At 58.9% G+C, this 18,453-nt stretch carries 19 protein-coding genes; 16 read left to right on the top strand and 3 right to left on the bottom strand.

The genetic code is table 11. The annotated features are described in order from the left end of the window. Positions 1-17: 17 nt before the first annotated feature. A complete protein-coding gene (locus RCJ00_RS07725) occupies positions 18-890 on the bottom strand; it encodes a pirin family protein (protein WP_316221221.1) in 873 nt (290 codons plus the stop codon). A 91-nt stretch (positions 891-981) separates the two neighbouring features. Here RCJ00_RS07725 and RCJ00_RS07720 point away from each other — a divergent pair, with 91 nt between their 5' ends. The 3 genes from RCJ00_RS07720 (at position 982) to RCJ00_RS07710 (ending at position 5,617) form a co-directional block, all read left to right on the top strand. Then, positions 982-1,875 carry a LysR family transcriptional regulator gene (locus tag RCJ00_RS07720; RefSeq protein ID WP_316221220.1) on the top strand — a complete coding sequence of 298 codons (894 nt, stop codon included), beginning with the start codon at positions 982-984 and terminating at the stop codon, positions 1,873-1,875. Between the two features lie 253 nt (positions 1,876-2,128). Continuing rightward, entirely contained in the window at positions 2,129-4,477 is a 2,349-nt protein-coding gene (locus RCJ00_RS07715; RefSeq protein ID WP_316221219.1) for a TonB-dependent receptor, read from the top strand. A 69-nt stretch (positions 4,478-4,546) separates the two neighbouring features. Continuing rightward, positions 4,547-5,617, top strand: coding sequence for a glycerophosphodiester phosphodiesterase (locus tag RCJ00_RS07710; protein WP_316221218.1), 1,071 nt, complete (start codon positions 4,547-4,549; stop codon positions 5,615-5,617). 27 nt (positions 5,618-5,644) lie between these two features. Here the strand turns inward: RCJ00_RS07710 and RCJ00_RS07705 are convergent, their stop codons facing one another. Further along, on the bottom strand, positions 5,645-6,856 hold the full coding sequence (locus RCJ00_RS07705) for an MFS transporter (protein WP_316221217.1): 1,212 nt from the start codon (positions 6,854-6,856) through the stop codon (positions 5,645-5,647). An 88-nt stretch (positions 6,857-6,944) separates the two neighbouring features. Here RCJ00_RS07705 and RCJ00_RS07700 point away from each other — a divergent pair, with 88 nt between their 5' ends. Next, on the top strand, positions 6,945-7,727 hold the full coding sequence (locus RCJ00_RS07700) for an AraC family transcriptional regulator (RefSeq protein WP_316221216.1): 783 nt from the start codon (positions 6,945-6,947) through the stop codon (positions 7,725-7,727). A 69-nt stretch (positions 7,728-7,796) separates the two neighbouring features. Here the strand turns inward: RCJ00_RS07700 and RCJ00_RS07695 are convergent, their stop codons facing one another. Continuing rightward, positions 7,797-8,216, bottom strand: coding sequence for a DUF2147 domain-containing protein (locus RCJ00_RS07695; RefSeq protein ID WP_316221215.1), 420 nt, complete (start codon positions 8,214-8,216; stop codon positions 7,797-7,799). Positions 8,217-8,392: 176 nt separating this feature from the next. On the opposite strand from RCJ00_RS07695, the gene RCJ00_RS07690 reads away from it, so the two are divergent. The 12 genes from RCJ00_RS07690 to RCJ00_RS07635 all read left to right on the top strand — a co-directional run bounded on the left by RCJ00_RS07690 (position 8,393) and on the right by RCJ00_RS07635 (position 18,451). Next, complete coding sequence (locus tag RCJ00_RS07690; protein ID WP_316221214.1) at positions 8,393-8,644, top strand: acyl carrier protein; 252 nt, start codon at positions 8,393-8,395, stop codon at positions 8,642-8,644. Between the two features lies 1 nt (position 8,645). Continuing rightward, positions 8,646-9,842 carry a beta-ketoacyl-[acyl-carrier-protein] synthase family protein gene (locus RCJ00_RS07685; protein ID WP_316221213.1) on the top strand — a complete coding sequence of 399 codons (1,197 nt, stop codon included), beginning with the start codon at positions 8,646-8,648 and terminating at the stop codon, positions 9,840-9,842. A gap of 9 nt (positions 9,843-9,851) precedes the next feature. Further along, positions 9,852-10,508 carry a response regulator transcription factor gene (locus RCJ00_RS07680; protein ID WP_316221212.1) on the top strand — a complete coding sequence of 219 codons (657 nt, stop codon included), beginning with the start codon at positions 9,852-9,854 and terminating at the stop codon, positions 10,506-10,508. Beyond that, positions 10,505-11,941, top strand: coding sequence for an ATP-binding protein (locus tag RCJ00_RS07675; RefSeq protein ID WP_316221211.1), 1,437 nt, complete (start codon positions 10,505-10,507; stop codon positions 11,939-11,941). The genes RCJ00_RS07680 and RCJ00_RS07675 overlap by 4 nt, the downstream gene beginning before the upstream one ends. An 80-nt stretch (positions 11,942-12,021) precedes the next feature. Continuing rightward, positions 12,022-12,678, top strand: coding sequence for an MtnX-like HAD-IB family phosphatase (locus RCJ00_RS07670; RefSeq protein WP_316221210.1), 657 nt, complete (start codon positions 12,022-12,024; stop codon positions 12,676-12,678). A gap of 17 nt (positions 12,679-12,695) precedes the next feature. Continuing rightward, the gene (locus RCJ00_RS07665) at positions 12,696-14,084 is read left to right on the top strand and encodes an aspartate aminotransferase family protein (protein ID WP_316221209.1); all 1,389 of its coding nucleotides are present in this window, start codon (positions 12,696-12,698) and stop codon (positions 14,082-14,084) included. Positions 14,085-14,089: 5 nt separating this feature from the next. Further along, positions 14,090-15,016 (top strand): arginase family protein, encoded by a 927-nt coding sequence (locus RCJ00_RS07660; RefSeq protein ID WP_316221208.1) that lies wholly within the window; start codon positions 14,090-14,092, stop codon positions 15,014-15,016. A gap of 29 nt (positions 15,017-15,045) precedes the next feature. Then, positions 15,046-15,363 carry a DMT family transporter gene (locus tag RCJ00_RS07655; protein ID WP_316221207.1) on the top strand — a complete coding sequence of 106 codons (318 nt, stop codon included), beginning with the start codon at positions 15,046-15,048 and terminating at the stop codon, positions 15,361-15,363. Further along, the gene (locus RCJ00_RS07650; RefSeq protein ID WP_316221206.1) at positions 15,360-16,181 is read left to right on the top strand and encodes an alpha/beta hydrolase; all 822 of its coding nucleotides are present in this window, start codon (positions 15,360-15,362) and stop codon (positions 16,179-16,181) included. The genes RCJ00_RS07655 and RCJ00_RS07650 overlap by 4 nt, the downstream gene beginning before the upstream one ends. Further along, positions 16,174-17,274, top strand: a complete 1,101-nt coding sequence (locus tag RCJ00_RS07645; RefSeq protein ID WP_316221205.1) for a GNAT family N-acetyltransferase — start codon at positions 16,174-16,176, stop codon at positions 17,272-17,274. The genes RCJ00_RS07650 and RCJ00_RS07645 overlap by 8 nt, the downstream gene beginning before the upstream one ends. Next, complete coding sequence (locus tag RCJ00_RS07640) at positions 17,271-17,669, top strand: DMT family transporter (RefSeq protein WP_316221204.1); 399 nt, start codon at positions 17,271-17,273, stop codon at positions 17,667-17,669. The genes RCJ00_RS07645 and RCJ00_RS07640 overlap by 4 nt, the downstream gene beginning before the upstream one ends. Next, the gene (locus tag RCJ00_RS07635; protein WP_316221203.1) at positions 17,666-18,451 is read left to right on the top strand and encodes a MipA/OmpV family protein; all 786 of its coding nucleotides are present in this window, start codon (positions 17,666-17,668) and stop codon (positions 18,449-18,451) included. Before RCJ00_RS07640 ends, RCJ00_RS07635 begins: the two co-directional genes overlap by 4 nt. Positions 18,452-18,453: the final 2 nt, after the last annotated feature.

Genomic DNA, 18,453 nt, shown 5'->3' with positions numbered 1-18,453 from the left:
AAAAAAGGGTACGTCTGTCAGATCCGGCCCATCCGGCCCGCATAGTAGTCGCGGACTGTCTGTTCCAGTTCATCGATGGTATTCATGACGAAGGGGCCATGACGAACGATGGGCGCATCGAGCGGATCGCCACCGACCAATAGAATTTCACTGTCCTGATCGCTCGTCAGGGTTAGCGTGTCGCCGGGCCCCAGGCGGACCAGTTCACCCGGCGCGATGCCTTGTTCGTCGATGAGAGCCAGGCCGGTCATGGTGTAGACGGCCAGTTCACGGGCGGCGATGCCAAGCGTGATTGACCCGCCGGCCTTCACCGAAGCATGAACCACGACCGGTGCGCCGGTGCTATTCAACGGCCCGGTCACGGCGTTGACGGTGCCGGCAACGATCCGCGCCGACGCCTTGTCGCCATAAATCACGGTAATGTCGGCGGCCAGGAAATGACGATAAAGCGGGTCGCCATGCTTCTGACCCTTGGGCATGTTCAGCCACAGTTGAATGCCGTGATTGCGGCCGCCTGTGCGTTGAATATCTTCATCGGGACCTTCATCATGAATGATGCCGCGCCCCGCGCGCATCCATTGGACCTCGCCCGGCTGCATGACACTGGTGTTGCCCAGGCTGTCCTTATGTACGCTACGGCCTTCGAGCAGAAGCGTCAGAGTTTCTATACCTGCGTGCGGATGGGCGGACGCGCCCTTGGCGTCGCCGGGCAGAAATTCGATGGGGCCGAAATGGTCGAGAAAGATGAACGGCCCCACGGCCTCGTAAGCCTTCGACGGAATGGCGCGGCGCACCTCGAACCTGTCGCCTTCCAGGGTCCGGAACGCTGCGTGCCGGCTGATGATGGCACGGCGGGTTAGAGCGGTTTTTTCAGCGATCACGGCTGTCATCGGAAACTCCTGGACGATGAAGCGACAATAATCGAAGTAGATTGTTCCGAAAATCCGTATAATGTCGAAGAAACTTTTCGGATAATTTGAAATGTCAAATCCCGGTACACCGACCTTCGATCAGCTCCAGGTCCTGCTTTGCGTTGTCGAGGCGGGCAGCTTCGCAGCGGCGGCGCGGCGCCTGAATCGGGCGACGTCGGCCATTACCTACGCCATAGATAATCTTGAGGGACAACTCGGCGTGTCCTTGTTTGATCGGATCGGCACGCGCAAGCCAGAACTGACTGCGGCGGGCAAGGCTGTGCTGTCCGAAGCGCGGACCGTGACCCACGGGGTCGATATCTTGCGCGCCCGAGTCAAAAGTCTGCGTGAAGGCCAGGAGGCCGAAGTCTCCATTGCGGTAGATGTCATGCTGCCGACCGCCCGGCTGGTCGATGCCTTGCAGGCCTTTCAGGCCTCATTTCCGATCATACCTTTGCGCCTGCACGTCGAGGCACTTGGCGCAATCGCCCAGCTGGTTGTTGCAAAAAGCGCGGTCGTAGGCATCAGCGGGCCGTTGAACACGTCGATCGAAGGCCTTGACCGGCGGCACATTGGGACGGTGCGATTAATACCTGTCGCCGCGCCGTTTCATCCCTTGGGGCGAAAGGGCCGGAAATCGCCGGGGGAGGCTCGTAATCATATTCAGCTCGTCCTCACCGACCGCTCACCGATCACGGCGGGCCAGGATTTCGGGGTGATAGGCCTCAAGACGTGGCGTCTGGCGGATCTCGGCTCTAAACATGCCCTATTGTTGGCAGGGGTGGGGTGGGGCTCCATGCCGGAATTCATGGTGCGCGGCGATATTGAAGCCGGTCGTCTGGTGGCGCTTGATCTGCCGGACTGGCATGTCAACCTCTACGATATGCATGCCATCTGGCGTACCGACACGCCGCCAGGACCGGCCGCCCAATGGCTGATCGACAGATTCGCCCAGCAGATATGAGCGCTCCACGCTTCCTGCCCAAGCGTTGCTCCCAAAGCACACTAGGTGAACACTAAAAAAGTTATAATAAACAGTTATCTACGGCTTGTCTTAAAAGCTTCGCCTGGCCGACACGCAAACGACGAAAAACGGTTTTCAAACTGTCACCCAAGCCCGCTAGGTGCGCTTAACCATGAGGTCATTTCGGCCGCATGTCATGTCGCGCACTGGCTGCCGGCCACTCCCTGGGCCGAGGTGCGCAAGGGGATAGATTATGAAAATCACGCTGTTTACGTCCGTCGCGGCCGTTTCGCTGCTGAGCGCAGGTCTGGTCCACGCGCAAGACGTTGCCGCCTCGTCTGCGGCCACGCCGTCGGCCGATACAGTCACCGAAGTGGTGGTTTACGGTCAGGGCCAGAGCCGCCAGACCCAGGCCATCAAGGCCGACGACATCACCAAGGTCGCGCCCGGCACCAGTCCTTTGAAAGTGCTCGACAAGTTGCCCGGCGTCTCGTTCCAATCCTCCGACCCGTTCGGTGCCTATGAATGGTCAGCCCGCATATCGGTTCGCGGTTTTAATCAAAACCAGATGGGGTTTACGCTCGACGGCGTTACGCTCGGTGACATGAGCTATGGCAATTACAACGGCCTGCATATCTCGCGCGCCATCATTAATGAAGACATCGCCAAGGTTGATATGGCTCAGGGCGCCGGTTCGCTCGATTCGGCGACCTCGTCGAACATGGGCGGTACCTTGAAATTCACGTCGCGCAATCCGTCTAAAACCATGGGCGGCGAATTGGCGGCGACTGTGGGCTCCGATTCGATGCATCGGGTTTATGGCCGTTTCGAAACAGGCAGTATCGACGCCCTTGGCGGTTTGCGCGGCTATATTTCAGCGGTCGACCAGAAAACCGATAAGTGGAAAGGCGGCGGCCAACAGAAAGCGCAACAGTTCGACACAAAGTGGGTGCTGCCGCTTGGCGACACAGGCTCTTTAAGCGCTTTCGTAAACCACTCGGAACGTCGCGAGCAGGATTATCAGGACATGTCGTTCGAGATGATCAAGCGCCTCGGCTACAACTGGGATAATTTCCAGCCGAACTACGCCAAGGCTATTGGCGTTGCCTCGGTTCTCAACAACCCGGCCAACTACCTCTCCGGTCAGCTTGATCCGGCCAGTGGCTACTGGGCGGGTGTGGGCACCAACCCTTATGCCACCTACGGTGTAGCCACCCCTGATGACGCTTATTATTATGGCGCGGGTATACGTAACGATACGATATCGGCGGTTAAGTTCGACAATGCCATAACCGACAAGATCAAGATCAACGGCACGCTTTACCATCACGACAATAAGGGGCAAGGCCTGTGGGTCACACCCTATAATGCCTCGCCGAATTACGGCATCGCGGGGGCTACGACCGACAATGCCCCCCTCTCTGTGCGCACGACTGAATACAATATCAATCGTACGGGCGTCATTGCGGGTGTTGCATTCGACCTGGGCGCCCATCAGGTTTCGGCCGGCGTCTGGACCGAAGACAATAACTTTCACCAGGCGCGCCGCTATTATGCGGAAAACCTGACCGCGCCAAAGCGCGATCCGCTCGGCTTCCAGTCGAACCCATATTTCACAAAGTGGGAATACGCATTCAACACCAAGACGACCCAGCTCTACGTCGAGGACATTTGGCAGGCTACCGACGCTTTGAAGGTCAACTACGGCTTCAAATCACTTGAAGTCACCAACAAGGTAAACCAGGTTGTCGGTGGCACGCTGGTCGCAACGCTCAAGTCCAAGGACACGTTCCTGCCGCAGGTTGGTGCCGTCTATAAGCTGAATTCGCACTACGAACTGTTTGGTTCGTATGCCGAAAATATGGATGCATATGTTTCCGCGGCGACGGCGGGCCCGTTCGCCTCGCAATCGCAGGTCAATGTTGATTACGTAAAGAACAACCTGAAGCCTGAAACCTCCAAGACGCTGGAAGGGGGCTTGCGCTTCCGCTTCCCGCAATTCCAGGGCGTCGCGGCGATCTACAGCGTCAAATTCGACAATCGTATCCTGGCCGTGAGCCAAGGCGCGGGTATATTAGGCAATGCGCCCGTTCTGTCTAACGTCGGTGGCGTGAAGACCAACGGTCTCGAATTGGCGGGGACCTATCGGTTCACACCGCAATGGCACCTGTACGCCGCCTACAGCTACAACGACTCGACCTATGAAGACGATGTTGTGGCCGCCGACAAGACAATCCTTGCCCACACCAAGGGCAAGACGGTCGTCAACACACCGAAAAACTTGCTGAAGACCGAACTTGGCTACGATAACGGCACGCTGTTTGGCACCTTGGGTGTCAACTACACCGACAAGCGCTACTACACCTATGAAAATGTCGGCGGTGAAGTGCCTTCGAACACCTTGACGGATCTGACGGTTGGCTATCGCTTCCAGACGATTGGTACGACGCTGCAACTGAATGTCACCAACTTGACGGATGAACGCTACATCTCGACCATCGGGTCGAACGGTTTCGTCAATTCCGACGCTTCGGGCACCAGCCAGACCATCCTGCCTGGCGCGCCTCGTCAAGTCTTCGTCAGCGTCAAAAAGGCATTCTAATTTCTCGAGCATAGCTTTCGGCCAGCCGCACATGCGGCTGGCCTTTCTTTTTTCTCTGAGGCCGTTACCATGCATCTGACCCGCCGCCGCCTTATTGGAGCCGCAGCAGCCACCATGGCTTCCGCCACACTTGCCTACGCCGCCACGCCTCGAAAGCCACTGATCGTGGGTCATCGGGGTGCGCCCGGCTATCTGCCTGAACATACGATACCCGGCTATGAACTGGCCATAAGGATGGGCGCCGACTTTATCGAGCCGGACGTGGTCTCGACCTCGGACGGCCATCTGATTGTGCGCCACGAACCCCTTCTGTCCGTGACGACCGACGTCGCGGAGCGTTCAGAATTCGCCGACCGCAAACGCACCCGAACGCTGGACGGCATTCAGACGACAGATTTCTTCACCTGCGATTTCACCTTGGCGGAAATCAAAACCTTGCGCGCCAAACAGGCCTTTGCTGATCGCGATCAGAGCCACAATGGGCAATATGGCATCGTCACCCTGCAGGAGGTGATTGACTTGGCCCAGGCGAAAACGCGCGAAGTCGGCCGCGTCATCGGCATCTATCCGGAAGTCAAGCATTCGACATTTCATCGCGAGCTCGGCCTGCCAATAGAGGATAAGCTGCTGGATATGCTGAGACATGCTGGCATGGAGGCCAAATCATCGCCGGTCATCATCCAGTCGTTCGAAACGGCCAACCTGAAATATCTCCGAGCCAAAACCCAGGTGCGGCTGATGCAATTGGTCGATGGGTCCGATACCGACGCTAAGGGGGACATGGTTCTGACGCCGCCGTCCGACAAACCCTATGACTGGGTAGTGGCCGGCCGGGCAGGCAATAACCTGGACCAGCTAACGCCGCGTGGCTTGGCCGACATCGCCGCTTACGCCGATATTGTCGCGCCGTGGAAACGATATTTGATCAGTTTTTCCGACGGCAAGCCGCGTTTGAACCGTAAGCTGATCGAAGACGCGCACGCCTTAGGTCTTCAGGTCCATACCTGGACAATGCGCAATGATCGCCTGGATCCGTTCTACCATGGTGATCCTGTGGCCGAGTATCGTCAACTCTTCGCCATGGGCGTAGACGGCGTATTCACCGACTTCCCGGATACGGGTGTGAAGGCGCGCGCCTAAGTCTCACTAAGCTATCACCAGGTGTCCTCAGTCGATGGTTTTGGGTAGAAACGCGGCGACAACGGCGATGGCGGGCAAAAAGGCGCATAGCCCGTAAACCGTGTCCAGACTGGTCCGATCAGCCAGAAATCCGAGCGCTGCCGCGCCGAGACCACCCATGCCAAAAGAAAACCCGAAGAACAGGCCTGAGATCATGCCGATCTTGCCGGGGACCAATTCCTGGGCGAACACAACAATCGCCGGGAAGGCCGAGGCCAGGGTCAGGCCGATGATGACCGTCAGGGGGCCGGTCCAAAACAGATCGACGTGGGGCAGGAGAAGCGTGAACGGCAGCGTACCGAGAATGGAGAACCAGATCACGTACTTGCGTCCGAACCGGTCGCCCAGTGGCCCGCCGGCGATGGTGCCAACGGCGACGGCGGCCAGGAAAACGAACAGGCGCAACTGGGCCTGTTGGACCGAAACACCGAAATGCTCGATCAGGTAGAAGGTGAAGTAGTTGGTAATGCTGGCCAGATAGACGTACTTGGAAAAGATCAGGACGAGCAGGATTACGATCCCGGTGAGCGCTTTTTGCGGCGGTAACTGACTTTTGGAAATTTTGCGGGCGCCCGTGATCAGGCGATTTAAGCCATGATGCTTATACCACACGCTGACGTTCCACAAAATGGCGCAGGATACGAGAGCCAGCAGGGCGAGTGCTGCCAGACTACCCTGGCCCCAGCGCATGACGACGAGCGCCGCAATCAGCGGGCCGAGCGCTGAACCGGCGTTGCCACCTACCTGAAACAAAGATTGCGCCAGGCCGGGCCGTGGTCCGGCCGCCATACGGGCAACGCGCGACGATTCCGGGTGAAACACCGACGACCCTACGCCGAGCAGGCAGGCGCCCAACAGAAGAAGGGGATAGGCGTGGGCAATAGACAGGACCATCAGGCCCGCCAGGGTAAACAGAGTGCCGCCTGGCAGGGCCAGAGGTGTCGGCCGTTTATCAGCATAGAGCCCGATCAGGGGCTGAAGCAATGACGCCGTAATCTGATAGGCCAGGGTGATGACGCCCACTTGTCCGAAGGTTAGACCGAATTTCGCTTTCAGGTCGGGATAAATGGCGGGCAGAAGCGACTGCATCATGTCATTGAGCATGTGGCAAAAGCTGATTGCCAGAATGACGGTAAAAATCGTCCCGGCTGGATCGGGAGACTGGGCCTCTGGCTTCGGCGTGGCGGCGATACTGGTCATGGCAATATCCTTTCAATTGGCCTGATACGCCATTGCCGCCTGTCCTGCATTCGCGTATGGGGTATTCAGTTTTGCGAATGGGACAATTATGCGCAATGTCAATCCGGACGATGTGGAGGCGACGCCGCGACCGGCCGTGGCCATCGGCAATGACTATCCGCCGCAATTTGAACTGGCGCGTCACAGTCATCGGCGCGCCCAACTTCTATATGCCGCTGAAGGTGTCATCACGGTCGATACGGAGCACGGGGCGTGGGTTGTGCCGCCGGAGCGGGCGGTCTGGATCCCCGCCGGCGTGCCGCATTCGGTTCGTATGGTCGGGGCCGTCAAAACTCGCAGCGTTCTGATTGAGCCCGCGTGTTGTCCCGCGCGCGCGGCTCAATGTGAAGTGATCGTGGTGTCCGCTCTTTTGCGCAGTCTGCTGGTCGAGGCGGCGGAGAGCCCGCCGGAATATGACATCGACGGGCGGGATGGGCTGGTCATGGCCCTTCTGATGGCTGAAGTGAACCGGGCGCCAACTATCCTTCTGGCCGTGCCATTTCCCAAATTGCCGGGGCTCGCTGCCAAGTGTCACGCCTTTTTGGCAAGACCCGACGCGCGTGTGACGATTGAGGACTGGTGCCGCGATCTGAATCTTGAGCGTCGGACCTTTACGCGCCTGTTCAGGCGTCAGACAGGCATGAGCTTCGCGGCCTGGCGGCAGCAGGCCTGTGTCCTCACAGCCTTGCCCCGGCTTGCTGGCGGCGAGACGGTGACGGGGGTAGCACTTGACCTTGGCTATGACAGCCCGGCGGCCTTCGCCACCATGTTCAAACGCTGGCTGGGTGTTCCGCCGAGCCATTACCAGAGTGAGACGCAAGCTCACATATAATTCCTGGATTCATGGCCTTAACAACACGCAGATTTAGGCTTTAAATTCAATATAGTTGGCCGAAATTCCTTATGGGTCTGCGCGCGTCCAGGTTTGACGGCCCACTTCGCCATTGAACAATAAAAGGTTTGCCGGTTTGGAGATGACAAGGCGATTGCGGCCGTCCATTCGCAGGTTCAGCCCGCTATATAGCCGCCCCTCTTCAGGGTCGTAAATGCTGCCGTTGGACCAGCCAGCAGCCGTCGGGGCAAAGCCATTGAGAATTTCAAGGCCAAGCACGGCGCGGGCGCGCAAGGCAGGGTTCGGATTGTGATCGTCACGCGCCTGGGCTTCGGATGGATCGAGAATCGTCGCAATCCGGCCGCACAAGTTCGCCGGATGGTTGGGGCAGGGCTGGATGTGAATAATCGCGTCCTTGTCCGCATTCATCCAGTTGCCGACGGGTGATGTGCCCCCGATCCCCGCCATAAGCATTACCAGGCTCAACATACCGACCTCCGATCACGACCCATTTTGCCTTCAGACACCATAAATTTGGACAAAATTAGGCAATTCGCCTTGCTTCCGCCACGTGTTTGCGCCACACCATCCACGTGGGAATGCGATAGCTTTTTAAGACTGCGGACGCGGCGGCAATGCCCCGTGTCTAGATCGGAAGCAAACTCATGACGCCCATGCAAGCCCCCGAAGACGTTCTCTACGAGGTGGTGGCCAAGGAAATGAACACGCCGGAGGCGACCGTTCGCCAGGCCCAGACCTTGGAAGAACTCAACATTGATTCTCTCGAAATGATCGAGATTGTGATGACGCTTGAAGACCGGCTGGGGATCACGATTGACGATCGTCAGTTGCGCGAGGTCAAATCCCTTCCCCAGTTGCTGGCGCTCATCGAGACGTCGCCAAAGAAGGCGGGTTGAGATGCGCCCGCCGCGCGTGGTTATCACGGGATATGGGCTTAGAATTCCGGGCGCCAACACTTTGCCCGACCTCGTGTCTCTTTACCGGGGCGGTCAGGCGGCAACCGCGCCCCTGGAAGGGGCTCTGTCTGCCTGGGCCGGCGGCCGGGTCGATGATCCGTCGTTAGATGCGTTACGCGACAAGCAGCGCGACCTGTGTTCTGTTCTGGCTCTCGCCGCGGCGGGCGACGCCATCACCATGGCGGGGCTTCAACCGGGGCCGGCCTTGCAAACAGCAGGTGTCTATGTCGGGTGCGGGGGCGGAGGGCTATCGTCCATCGAAGATAGCGTGCTTGATCTGCATATCAAGAATGAGGTCAAGAGCCCGACCCTGGTCAGGTCGATGACCAATGCACCTTGCGCCCAGATTTCCATAGCCTACGGGTGTCAGGGGCCGAGCTTGACCTATGCCATGGCCTGTTCTTCTGCCAGCCATGCCGTCGGTGAAGCCATGACCTTGATCCGGTCGGGCCGCTGCGAGCGGGTGATAGCCGGGGGAGTAGAGGCGCCGTTGACCTTGACGATGCTTCGGATCTGGGCTGCAATGCGGTTGCTGGCGCCGGGGACCGACGCGCGGGTGCGGCCCTTTTGTTTTGAGCGCGGCGGCCTCTTGCTGGGCGAAGGAAGCGTGTTCTTCGTCCTGGAAAGTGAAGCGGCAGCTTTGGCGCGTGGTGCTGAACCGCTTGCGGAATTGACGGGCTATGGCGCCCGCTCCGATGCCAGTCACATGACGGCCCCCAACGCCGATCTGCAGGCGCAGACCATTGGCCAGGCCGTGGCCGGGGCCGAGTTGACGCCGCAGGACATTGGTCACGTCAGTGCGCACGGCACAGCGACCCTGGCCGGAGACGTTTCAGAGACACGGGCCATCAAGACGATATTCGGCAGTCACGCCTCGGCTTTACCTATTTCAGCGACCAAGAGTTTTCACGGTCATTTGCTGGGTGCCGCCGGCGGCGTCAGCCTGCTCGCCAGTCTATTGGCAGTGCGGACGGGCTTCGTGGCGCCGACAGTCAATTTCGGCACGCCCGATCCGGAGTTGGATATTGATTATGTGCCGAACACGGCACGCGAGGGCTTGGACATTCGCCATAGCCTGTGCAATGCCTTCGGCTTCGGCGGCAGCAATGCGAGCCTCATCCTGTCTCGAATCGGGTAGGGTTACTGTATGCACCTTCTGCTTGTCGAAGATGATGTGGGGCTTGGCGCCGGGCTGAAGGCAGCGCTGGAACGCCTGGGATACAGTGTCATGTGGGCGGTAACGCTCGAAGATGCACTGCAAGCTCTCGACTATACCACGTTTTCGGTCGCCTTGCTTGATCTGGGGCTGCCGGATGGCGACGGCCTGAACTTCTTGCGCACCGTCCGCAAGCGCGGCAATGGCCTGCCTATTCTGGTCATTACGGCCAAAAGCCAGCGCGAAACCCGGCTACTGGCGCTCAATAGCGGCGCCGACGATTATATCGTCAAGCCCTATGATCTTGATGAATTGTTGGCTCGTGTGAAAGCCGTGATCCGTCGAAGCACGGGCGAGGTCAACGGCGCCTTGCGATTCGGCATATACGAACTGGATATGGCTGGCCGGGTCGTTCGATGTGAAGGCAAACCTGTTCACCTGACGGCGCGCGAATTCAAGGTTTTGTCGGTGCTAGTGACCCGCTCTGGCAGGTGGGTGTCGAAGTCGGATATCGAAGGCAGCATCTATGATGACGACACCGGCGTGGAGAGTAATACGGTGGAAGCGGCAATCTACGGCTTGAGGAAAAAACTGGGCGTGGAATCAATCGTAAGCGCCCGCGGTCTGGGCTACATGGTGGTGCGTTGAACCGGCGTTTTCCAAATATTCTGCGTTTACTTCTGACACCGAAATCCCTGTCGCGCGGCCTATTCGCACGCATGACCCTGGTCATGTTCCTCGCTGTGCTGGCGATCCTGGGAATCGCCAGCACAGCCGTTCGCGCCGAAGTCGATCAGATATTCGACCAGCAACTGGTGCTGGGCGCAAATCTCCTTGTCAATCTTATGGGAGAGGAACTGAGCGATATCCGCAAGGCCGGCAGCAGTTCGGTCATGGAAGTTGACGACATGCCCGTTTTGTCGAACGAGGACCGGCAGGCGTTCGACGCCTACGCCGACTGGCGGATGTTCCGGATATGGTATCGAGGAGAGTTGCGCTTAAAGTCCGATACCGGCCCAAGCCTGGCTGTACCAAAATCGGCAGACGCGTCGACCTTCCACGTCGTGAAAGAGGATGGTCAGGCGTGGCGGATATATACGCTGGCGGCCACCGGTGGCAATGTCATGGTCCAGGTCGGGGAGCGGCTGGGTGTCCGTGATGAACTGGTGCGTAATATTGCTCTGGAACTGGCCGCGCCTTTTGTCGGCATTGCCATCGTCCTGCTTGTCCTGATCTGGGTTAGCCTCAGAAGTGGCCTGCGCGACCTCGATGGTTTTAGCGCGCGACTGGCCGAACAGCGGGGCCGGCCGCCATTCACCTCGGTGCGCTCGGAGGATTGGCCAGCAGAGCTGGATCAATTGACCAGCGTCATCAATGGCCTCTTCCGCCGAATCGAAGACAGTTTGCAGCACGAACGCACCTTCACGGAGATGGCGGCGCACCAATTGCGCACCCCGCTGGCGGCGCTGAGCCTCGAGGCGCAGCTGTGCGCGCGTATCGACGATCCGGCTGAGCTGAAAACGCGACTTATAGCGCTTACCGCTGCGACTACGCGCATTGCCAAACTGGCCGATCAACTGCTGGTGCTCGCCCGGTTGGGGGCGGTTGAAGACAGGGATGTCAACATCTGTATGCATGCGCTGATCGGACAGTTGCTGGCGGAAGTCGCCCCCGTGATCGCCCAAAGACGTATAGATGTAGCGCTCGAAGGGGAAGACTTTACCTTTGAGGGCGCCGAAACGGCCTTGCGCCTGGCGCTGTCGAACTTAATCGAAAACGCGTTGTTCTACACTGAGGCGGGGTCCGAGGTTGTCATCCATCTGGCCGTTGACGCCGCGACCAACAGCGGCACCATAGAGGTCCGTGATCGCGGACCAGGCATGTCGCCTGCCGACCGGTCGCAAGCTTTTAATCGTTTCTGGCGCGCGCCCACCAACAAATCGAACGGCTCGGGCCTGGGGCTGGCGATCGCGCGCGACGCGGCCCAGGCGTTGGGCGGGCGGATCAGTCTACGCGATCGCGATGATGGTCTTGCAGGCCTGGTCGCGGTTCTGATCTTACCCCAAAGATTTCCAAACTGAAATTTTGATCACGTCGATCAGTTTCGCGTCAGCCATCTCATCTAGACCGTAGGCCGTCCGCTTCGGCCTAATGAGGATGAATGGGAATGCGCGTTTATTGCGATTTTGACGGCACCATAACGTGTCAGGATACCACTGATCAGGTGCTGAGCCAGCGTGCTGCGCCGCAGTGGATGGACATTGAAGCCCAATGGTCGAGGGATGAAATCACGGCGGCCGAGTGCATGCGCCGCCAGATTGCGCTTATAGACACGGACGAAGCGGCACTGGATGCCGTGCTTGATGCCTGCGAACTGCGCCCGGGCTTTGTTGAATTCGCCAACTGGTGCGACAGCGAAGCGATCGCGTTGACCATTGTCAGCGACGGCGTTGATCGCTTCATTAGACGCATACTCACCCGCAATGGACTGGCGCATTTGCCGGTCATATCGAACCGCCTCGCGCTGGAAGGCTCCGCCTATCGCCTGGAGCAACCCTCTGCCCGGACAGGCTGTGCTGCAGGCTCTGGGGTCTGCAAGTGCGCCGTAGTGGGTGAAGCGGCTGGGGACGGCCCCATGGTCTTTATCGGCGATGGGCGGTCCGACTTCTGCGTCAGCGCGCGTGCCGACATTCTTTTCGCCCGCGACCGGCTGGCTGGCTACGCCCGGGAGCGCAAACAATATTTCACGCCGTTCGACACCTTCGACGACATACGCCTCGCCTTGGCCAGCCTCCATGCGCAGCGGCAAATAGCCTGAATTCAGGGAGTTTATTTATGTACGATCCTCATACCTTGTCCGAAGCCGACCTTTTGGCGCTAGAGGCGCAATATTGTTCGCATGGCGATACAGTTCATTACATGGACAAGCCCCGCATCTTTACGGGATGCGAAGGCTCCTACATGTACGACGCGGGTGGTCAGGCCTATCTCGATCTGCAAATGTGGTACTCAGCGGTCAATTTCGGCTACCGTAACCCCCGTCTGAACGCAGCGGCGCATCGCCAGCTCGATACCCTGCCTCAGGTCGCTTCTCAGTATCTGCACCGCGAAAAAATCGAATTGGCTGCGCTGATCGCCCGCGATATGGAAGCGAAGTTCGGTGAGAAAGGGCGTGTTCATTTCAATGTTGGCGGCGCCCAGGCCGTAGAAGATTCTCTCAAACTGGTGCGTAATGCCAGCAACGGCAAGAGTCTGATGTTCGCCTTTGAGGGCGGGTATCATGGCCGTACCCTTGGCGCCTCGGCAATTACCTCATCCTATCGCTATCGCCGGCGTTTCGGCCATTTCGGCGATCGCGCTCAGTTTATCGAATTCCCGTACCACTTCCGCGGCCCCAAGGGCATGAGCAAGGAAGAATACGGCCATGAATGTGTGAAGAAATTCAAGCGCCTGTTTGAAACCGAATATAACGGTGTCCTCGACGTCAAGACCGGACAGTGCGAATACGCCGCCTTTTATATCGAGCCCATCCAGGGTACGGGCGGCTATGTCGTTCCGCCCATGAATTTCTTTAGTGAATTGAAAGCGGTACTGGATCAGCACGGCGTGCTTATGGTTGTCGATGAGATTCAGATGGGCGTCTACCGTACCGGTAAACTGTGGGCCATCGAACATTTCGGCGTCACCCCCGATATACTGGTATTCGGCAAGGCGATAACCAATGGCCTGAACCCGCTGTCCGGCCTGTGGGCAAAAGAGGCGCTCATCAATCCGGGAATTTTCCCACCAGGATCGACGCACTCTACATTCAACGCCAATCCAATGGGCACAGCGGTCGCGCTGGAAACCCTGCGCATGGTGTCGGAAGAAGACTACGGTGCCAAGGTCGCCCGCAAGGGGGCCTATTTCCTGGAAGGGCTCAAGGACTTGCAGAAGCGCTGGCCGCAAATCGGCGATGTCGATGGTCTTGGCCTGGCGCTCCGCTGTGAGATTTGTCAGGACGACGGGTTCACGCCGAACAAAGCGTTGCTCGACGACATGGAGGCGGAGGGCCTGAAGGGCGGAATCGAGATCGACGGGCAAACCTACGGCCTTATTCTCGATGTCGGTGGCTACTACAAGAATGTCATCACGCTCGCGCCATCCCTGGAGATCACCGAGTCCGAAATAGACTTGGCCATCAAGCTGATCGACGCCCTGTTGCGTCGCTGCGTCAACCGGTAAACACCATGGCCACCGTGATCCTGGACCTGGATGCGGCGTTGGACGCCCAGGCGCACATGCTCGAAGAGATCGTGGCTGACGCCACACGTGTGCCCGCGCGCGATCTTGGGCCGGCGCTGCGGCTGTGGTCACGTCCACCGTCGCTCGATGCGCTGGATCTGCGCACACGCGAAGCGACGAAAGGACTGGGGCCAATCCTGGTCTATGCAGGCTCGGGGGACTTTCACCATGTGGCCGCCCTGTTGATCCGTCGCGCTGTGGACCAAGCACCGGAGCGTCCGATGACGGTCCTCCATGTCGACAATCATCCCGATTGGGTCAAGTTTTCACCGGGCATGCATTGCGGAAGCTGGGCGGCGCGGGTCGCCCGGTTTAACGGGGTACGCCAAATCATATCGATCGGCATGTGCAGCCCGGACATGTATGACAGCGCCCGCAAGGGCGCCGATCTCAGTGTTGTACGCGAGGGACTTCTAGTTCCATTCCCCTTGCGTACGCAAGCCAAGGAAGAGTGCATCGTCGCTGGCCGTCGCATTCCCACAATTGAGACGTTGGGCGACGCACTCTTCCTTGATCAACTCGATCAACTGATCGGGACCGACGACCTGTATGTCACCATCGATAAGGATGTTTTGTCTCCGCTCGACGCGGCGACCAACTGGGACCAGGGCGAATTGCGTCTGTCGCGGCTTATCCGCTGGCTCAATCATCTGATCGATGGCCGCCGCTTGCGCGGCGCAGATATCGTCGGGGATGCCAGTGATATGGTTTACGGTCCGGGACCGTGGGCGACCACGCTGAAGTGGATTGAATCCTGTCTCGATCAGCCTCGCCAAGGTGATCTGGATACGGAGGCGATGTGGATCAACGCCACGGCCAACCGCGCCCTTCATCAGTGCCTGGCGCCACATCTCGGGAGCCGGATTTCGTGACGGCTTGGGTGCTTCTTCTGGTGTGTGTCATGACGGAGACCTGCCTTGAACTCTGCTACAAGGTGGCGAGCAATCGCGCGTCCGCCGGCGGTGGAGGGGTTGTGGCGGCTTTGCGCCAACCTATGGCTTGGCTCGGCATCGCACTTTGGGCGGTTGAAAGCGTCGCCTGGGTTCTGGCCTTGCGCACACTCCCGCTTAGCCAGGCCTATCCGGTCATGTGTTTGACCTACCTGACCATTCCGCTGGCGTGCCGCCTTCTTCTGCGTGAGGGGCTGTCGGCGCGCAAACTGTGGGCTTCGGCTCTGATTGCCATGGGCGTGGCGCTGATCGCGGGAAGGCAGGCATGAATATGGTATCTCTTCAGGCCGCACGGCCGGTTGTCCCCGGTCGTGAATTGGTCATTCTTGTCCACGGGCTGACAGGCGCGCCCGATGAAATGCGCTTTGTCGCCAAAAAGCTTCGGGACAGAGGCTACGATGTCGCAACCCCTTTGCTGGCCGGGCACGGCCAAGGATATCCAGAACTCATCGCCACGGGTTGGCGGAACTGGCTGGCAAGCCTGACGGCGCTATATGATGATCGCGCCCCGCACTATCAGCGTGTGCATGTGGCGGGCATCTGTGTGGGAGGGCTTCTCGGCTTCATGTTGGCCCAGTGCCGAAACCTTGCCAGTTGTACCGTCTACGCGCCGCTTTTCGCTTTTGACGGCTGGGCCATGAAGCGCCACTACGGCCTTCTGCCGCTGGCTTTGCCGCTTATGTATTTGCCGGGCTTGCGAAGCCACATCGTGCCCGAAGCCCATCCCTTCGGTTTGAAGGATGAACGCCTGCGGGCTTTGGTTGCAGCCTCCCAGGAGTCGCTAATCGAAGGGGCGCTGGATGGCATGCCGTATAAATGCCTCGCCGACACCTATCTTCTGGGGCAGGCGGTACTCAAGGCCGCACCCGCAAACCGGACGCCGTTGACGCTTGTCCATGCGCTTGAAGATGACATCTGCTCAGTTGGCAACGCCGAACGGCTGATGAAGCGGGCAGGCGGAGACGCCCGGCTGGTCATTCTCGAGGACAGCTATCACATGGTGCATGTTGATCGGGAGCGAAGCAAGGTGGTGGCGGCAACCCTTGAGGCGATAGGTTATCGCGAAGAGGTCGCGCGTCATGCTTGAGGCCCGTATCTTCGACAATATTGCCTCGATTGACGCGTCAGACTGGAACGCATGCTTTACACGGCCTGTGGAAGATCACGCCTATCATCTGGCTATCGAAGCCAGCGGACTCGTGGGCTTTGGTTTTTTCTACGTCACCATTTTTGACGGTGAGCGCCTGATCGGTGCGGCGCCCGCCTTTACCACGCCCTACGACCTGGAAACGACCTTAGACAACGCCCGCCTGCGCGAGATGATTGCCGGCTGGAAAAAGCGGGCACCGGGACTTCTGCGCGTCTCCTTGGCCGCGCTGGGCTCGCCGTGCACAGAGGTGGCGATGCTGGGCATTCGCGACCAGGGCCGTGCGCGCGAGATCGCCAGTCTTATGCTTGATACCTTCTTTCGCGTCGCCAAGGCGAAGGGAGGCGCACTCCTGGCCGTAAAGGATTTAGCCGAGCACGATCGCGCATTATGGCAGCCGCTGATAGAGGCGCAGGGGTGCGGGCTCGTCTCCGGCCTGCCGGTAGCACGGTTGCCCATCGATTTTGCGACGATCGACGAATATCTCTCGCGTCTGTCCCACGCGACGCGCAAGGACATGCGCCGCAAATTGAAGGCACGCACAGAGGTGCGGCTTAAGCGTGTCAGTCGGATAGAGGGCTATGAAGAGGCCATCATGGCGCTCTATCGCGATACGCGGGCACGGGCGGAAATGGCGTTCGAGGAACTGACGCTCGACTATTTCAACGGCGTTCTGGCGCGCAGGCCAGGAGGCGCGTTCTGCGCGCTTTATCTAAAGGACGATCGGCTACTGGCGGCCAACCTGCTTTTGCGTGACGACACGACATTGATCGACAAATTCTTCGTCATGGGAGCGGAAGGGCGGGCGAACAACCTGTATTTCACCTCCTGGTTCGACAACATCGCCTATTGTCTGGACCAGGGCCTGACCCTGTTTCAGGTCGGGCAGGCGGCCTACGCCAATAAACTCCGTCTGGGGGCGCAGCTATTGCGTACGGACATGGCATTCAGGCATCGTAACCCGGCGATTTCGGCCGGACTCAAGGTCCTGTCGCCTCTGTTTGCAGCCGATCCCGTCGAGGAAGCCGCATGATCCCCCCCGCGATACCGCGCAGCCGATGGAGCCTTGGCGCCTTACTGGTGGCCCAGCCGCTGTGTCTGGTTGTTTTTCAATACCTCGCCAAATCGCTCGGGGATCGATTGACGCCGCCAGGAACGGAAATATGGACGGCATTGGACCAGGTGATTACCGCACCAGCGTTCTGGGGCATGATCGCGATCGAAATTGTCAACCTGGTACTCTGGTTGTCGATTCTCAGTCGCATTGACCTGGGCAAGGCCTTTCCGCTTACCGCCATAAGCTACTGTCTGGTTATGGCCATTAGCGTCTTCGTATTCCATGAGGCGGTCGACCTCATAGCCATCGGCGGGTCGGTGCTTATCTTAGGCGGCATTGCGCTGCTGGCTACAGAAAAGGAAGCGGCATGATCGCGCTCGTGACCGCAGAACCGCCGGACGCCGCAACCGCCAGCATCGCCATGCCGGCGCTGAACTGGGCCAATATCGACACCCTCGTGTCCTCCGGCATCAGTGGCGACCTAGGTGTAATTCTGCGCAGGCGTCCGCAACATATCGGGGACAGCAGGGCAACAGATGAGCTCTATCCCGTCATTGAGTTGAAGGTCGGGGATCGTCTGCAGGCCAGCCTGGATGACGGCATCAAATGGACGGCTATAAAGCGGGGAAAATGGAGCTTGGGGCCTGTGCTGGAGTACCGGCAGTCTTTCTCCGACAAGCTGCCGCGCGGGGCGCACAAGATGCCGGATGCATTTGAGGCAGGCGGCTTTGCCGTCTATAATAGCGACGTTGGTGATATTGAAATGCGGTTACGGCGCGCCATCAACAGCTATCAGGGATGGTCGGGCGATGTCGCCTATGATGGCGGCATTAAATTGAGCCAAAAGACTGCCTTGGGTATCGAGGTGCGGGGGTCTTGGGCAGATTCCAACTTTTCCGAACAGTTTTTCGGTTTGAGGGGCCGTCACTCTCACGATTTCGACCTGCCCAGGGTTCTAAAGAACAACTATTTCAGTGCGGGCACCGAACTCACCTTGGGTCATAAATTGGACGACGGAACGTCTGTTTTCGCCCAGGCCAGCGCTGATCGAATCTATGGGGAAGAATGGCGCAGCCCCATCCTTAAATCACGTAACATTTTCATCTTCAGCTTGGGAATGACGCGCCATTTTGGCGCGCCGCGCGCGGATTGACC

Origin of the sequence: Asticcacaulis aquihabitans (genome assembly GCF_032490435.1) — a bacterium.
Classification (GTDB): domain Bacteria; phylum Pseudomonadota; class Alphaproteobacteria; order Caulobacterales; family Caulobacteraceae; genus Asticcacaulis.
Note: the sequence above shows the minus strand (reverse complement) of the source record. Positions and strands in the feature narration are given on the sequence as shown.

Coding starts and splice junctions, on each gene's coding strand:
- RCJ00_RS07710 (WP_316221218.1), top strand. CDS start 4,547: ATGCATCTGACCCGCCGCCGCCTTATTGGAGCCGCAGCAGCCACCATG.
- RCJ00_RS07680 (WP_316221212.1), top strand. CDS start 9,852: ATGCACCTTCTGCTTGTCGAAGATGATGTGGGGCTTGGCGCCGGGCTG.
- RCJ00_RS07700 (WP_316221216.1), top strand. CDS start 6,945: ATGCGCAATGTCAATCCGGACGATGTGGAGGCGACGCCGCGACCGGCC.
- RCJ00_RS07725 (WP_316221221.1), bottom strand. CDS start 890: ATGACAGCCGTGATCGCTGAAAAAACCGCTCTAACCCGCCGTGCCATC.
- RCJ00_RS07685 (WP_316221213.1), top strand. CDS start 8,646: ATGCGCCCGCCGCGCGTGGTTATCACGGGATATGGGCTTAGAATTCCG.
- RCJ00_RS07660 (WP_316221208.1), top strand. CDS start 14,090: ATGGCCACCGTGATCCTGGACCTGGATGCGGCGTTGGACGCCCAGGCG.
- RCJ00_RS07655 (WP_316221207.1), top strand. CDS start 15,046: ATGACGGAGACCTGCCTTGAACTCTGCTACAAGGTGGCGAGCAATCGC.
- RCJ00_RS07670 (WP_316221210.1), top strand. CDS start 12,022: ATGGGAATGCGCGTTTATTGCGATTTTGACGGCACCATAACGTGTCAG.
- RCJ00_RS07690 (WP_316221214.1), top strand. CDS start 8,393: ATGACGCCCATGCAAGCCCCCGAAGACGTTCTCTACGAGGTGGTGGCC.
- RCJ00_RS07640 (WP_316221204.1), top strand. CDS start 17,271: ATGATCCCCCCCGCGATACCGCGCAGCCGATGGAGCCTTGGCGCCTTA.
- RCJ00_RS07635 (WP_316221203.1), top strand. CDS start 17,666: ATGATCGCGCTCGTGACCGCAGAACCGCCGGACGCCGCAACCGCCAGC.
- RCJ00_RS07715 (WP_316221219.1), top strand. CDS start 2,129: ATGAAAATCACGCTGTTTACGTCCGTCGCGGCCGTTTCGCTGCTGAGC.
- RCJ00_RS07705 (WP_316221217.1), bottom strand. CDS start 6,856: ATGACCAGTATCGCCGCCACGCCGAAGCCAGAGGCCCAGTCTCCCGAT.
- RCJ00_RS07720 (WP_316221220.1), top strand. CDS start 982: ATGTCAAATCCCGGTACACCGACCTTCGATCAGCTCCAGGTCCTGCTT.
- RCJ00_RS07665 (WP_316221209.1), top strand. CDS start 12,696: ATGTACGATCCTCATACCTTGTCCGAAGCCGACCTTTTGGCGCTAGAG.
- RCJ00_RS07650 (WP_316221206.1), top strand. CDS start 15,360: ATGAATATGGTATCTCTTCAGGCCGCACGGCCGGTTGTCCCCGGTCGT.
- RCJ00_RS07695 (WP_316221215.1), bottom strand. CDS start 8,216: ATGTTGAGCCTGGTAATGCTTATGGCGGGGATCGGGGGCACATCACCC.
- RCJ00_RS07645 (WP_316221205.1), top strand. CDS start 16,174: ATGCTTGAGGCCCGTATCTTCGACAATATTGCCTCGATTGACGCGTCA.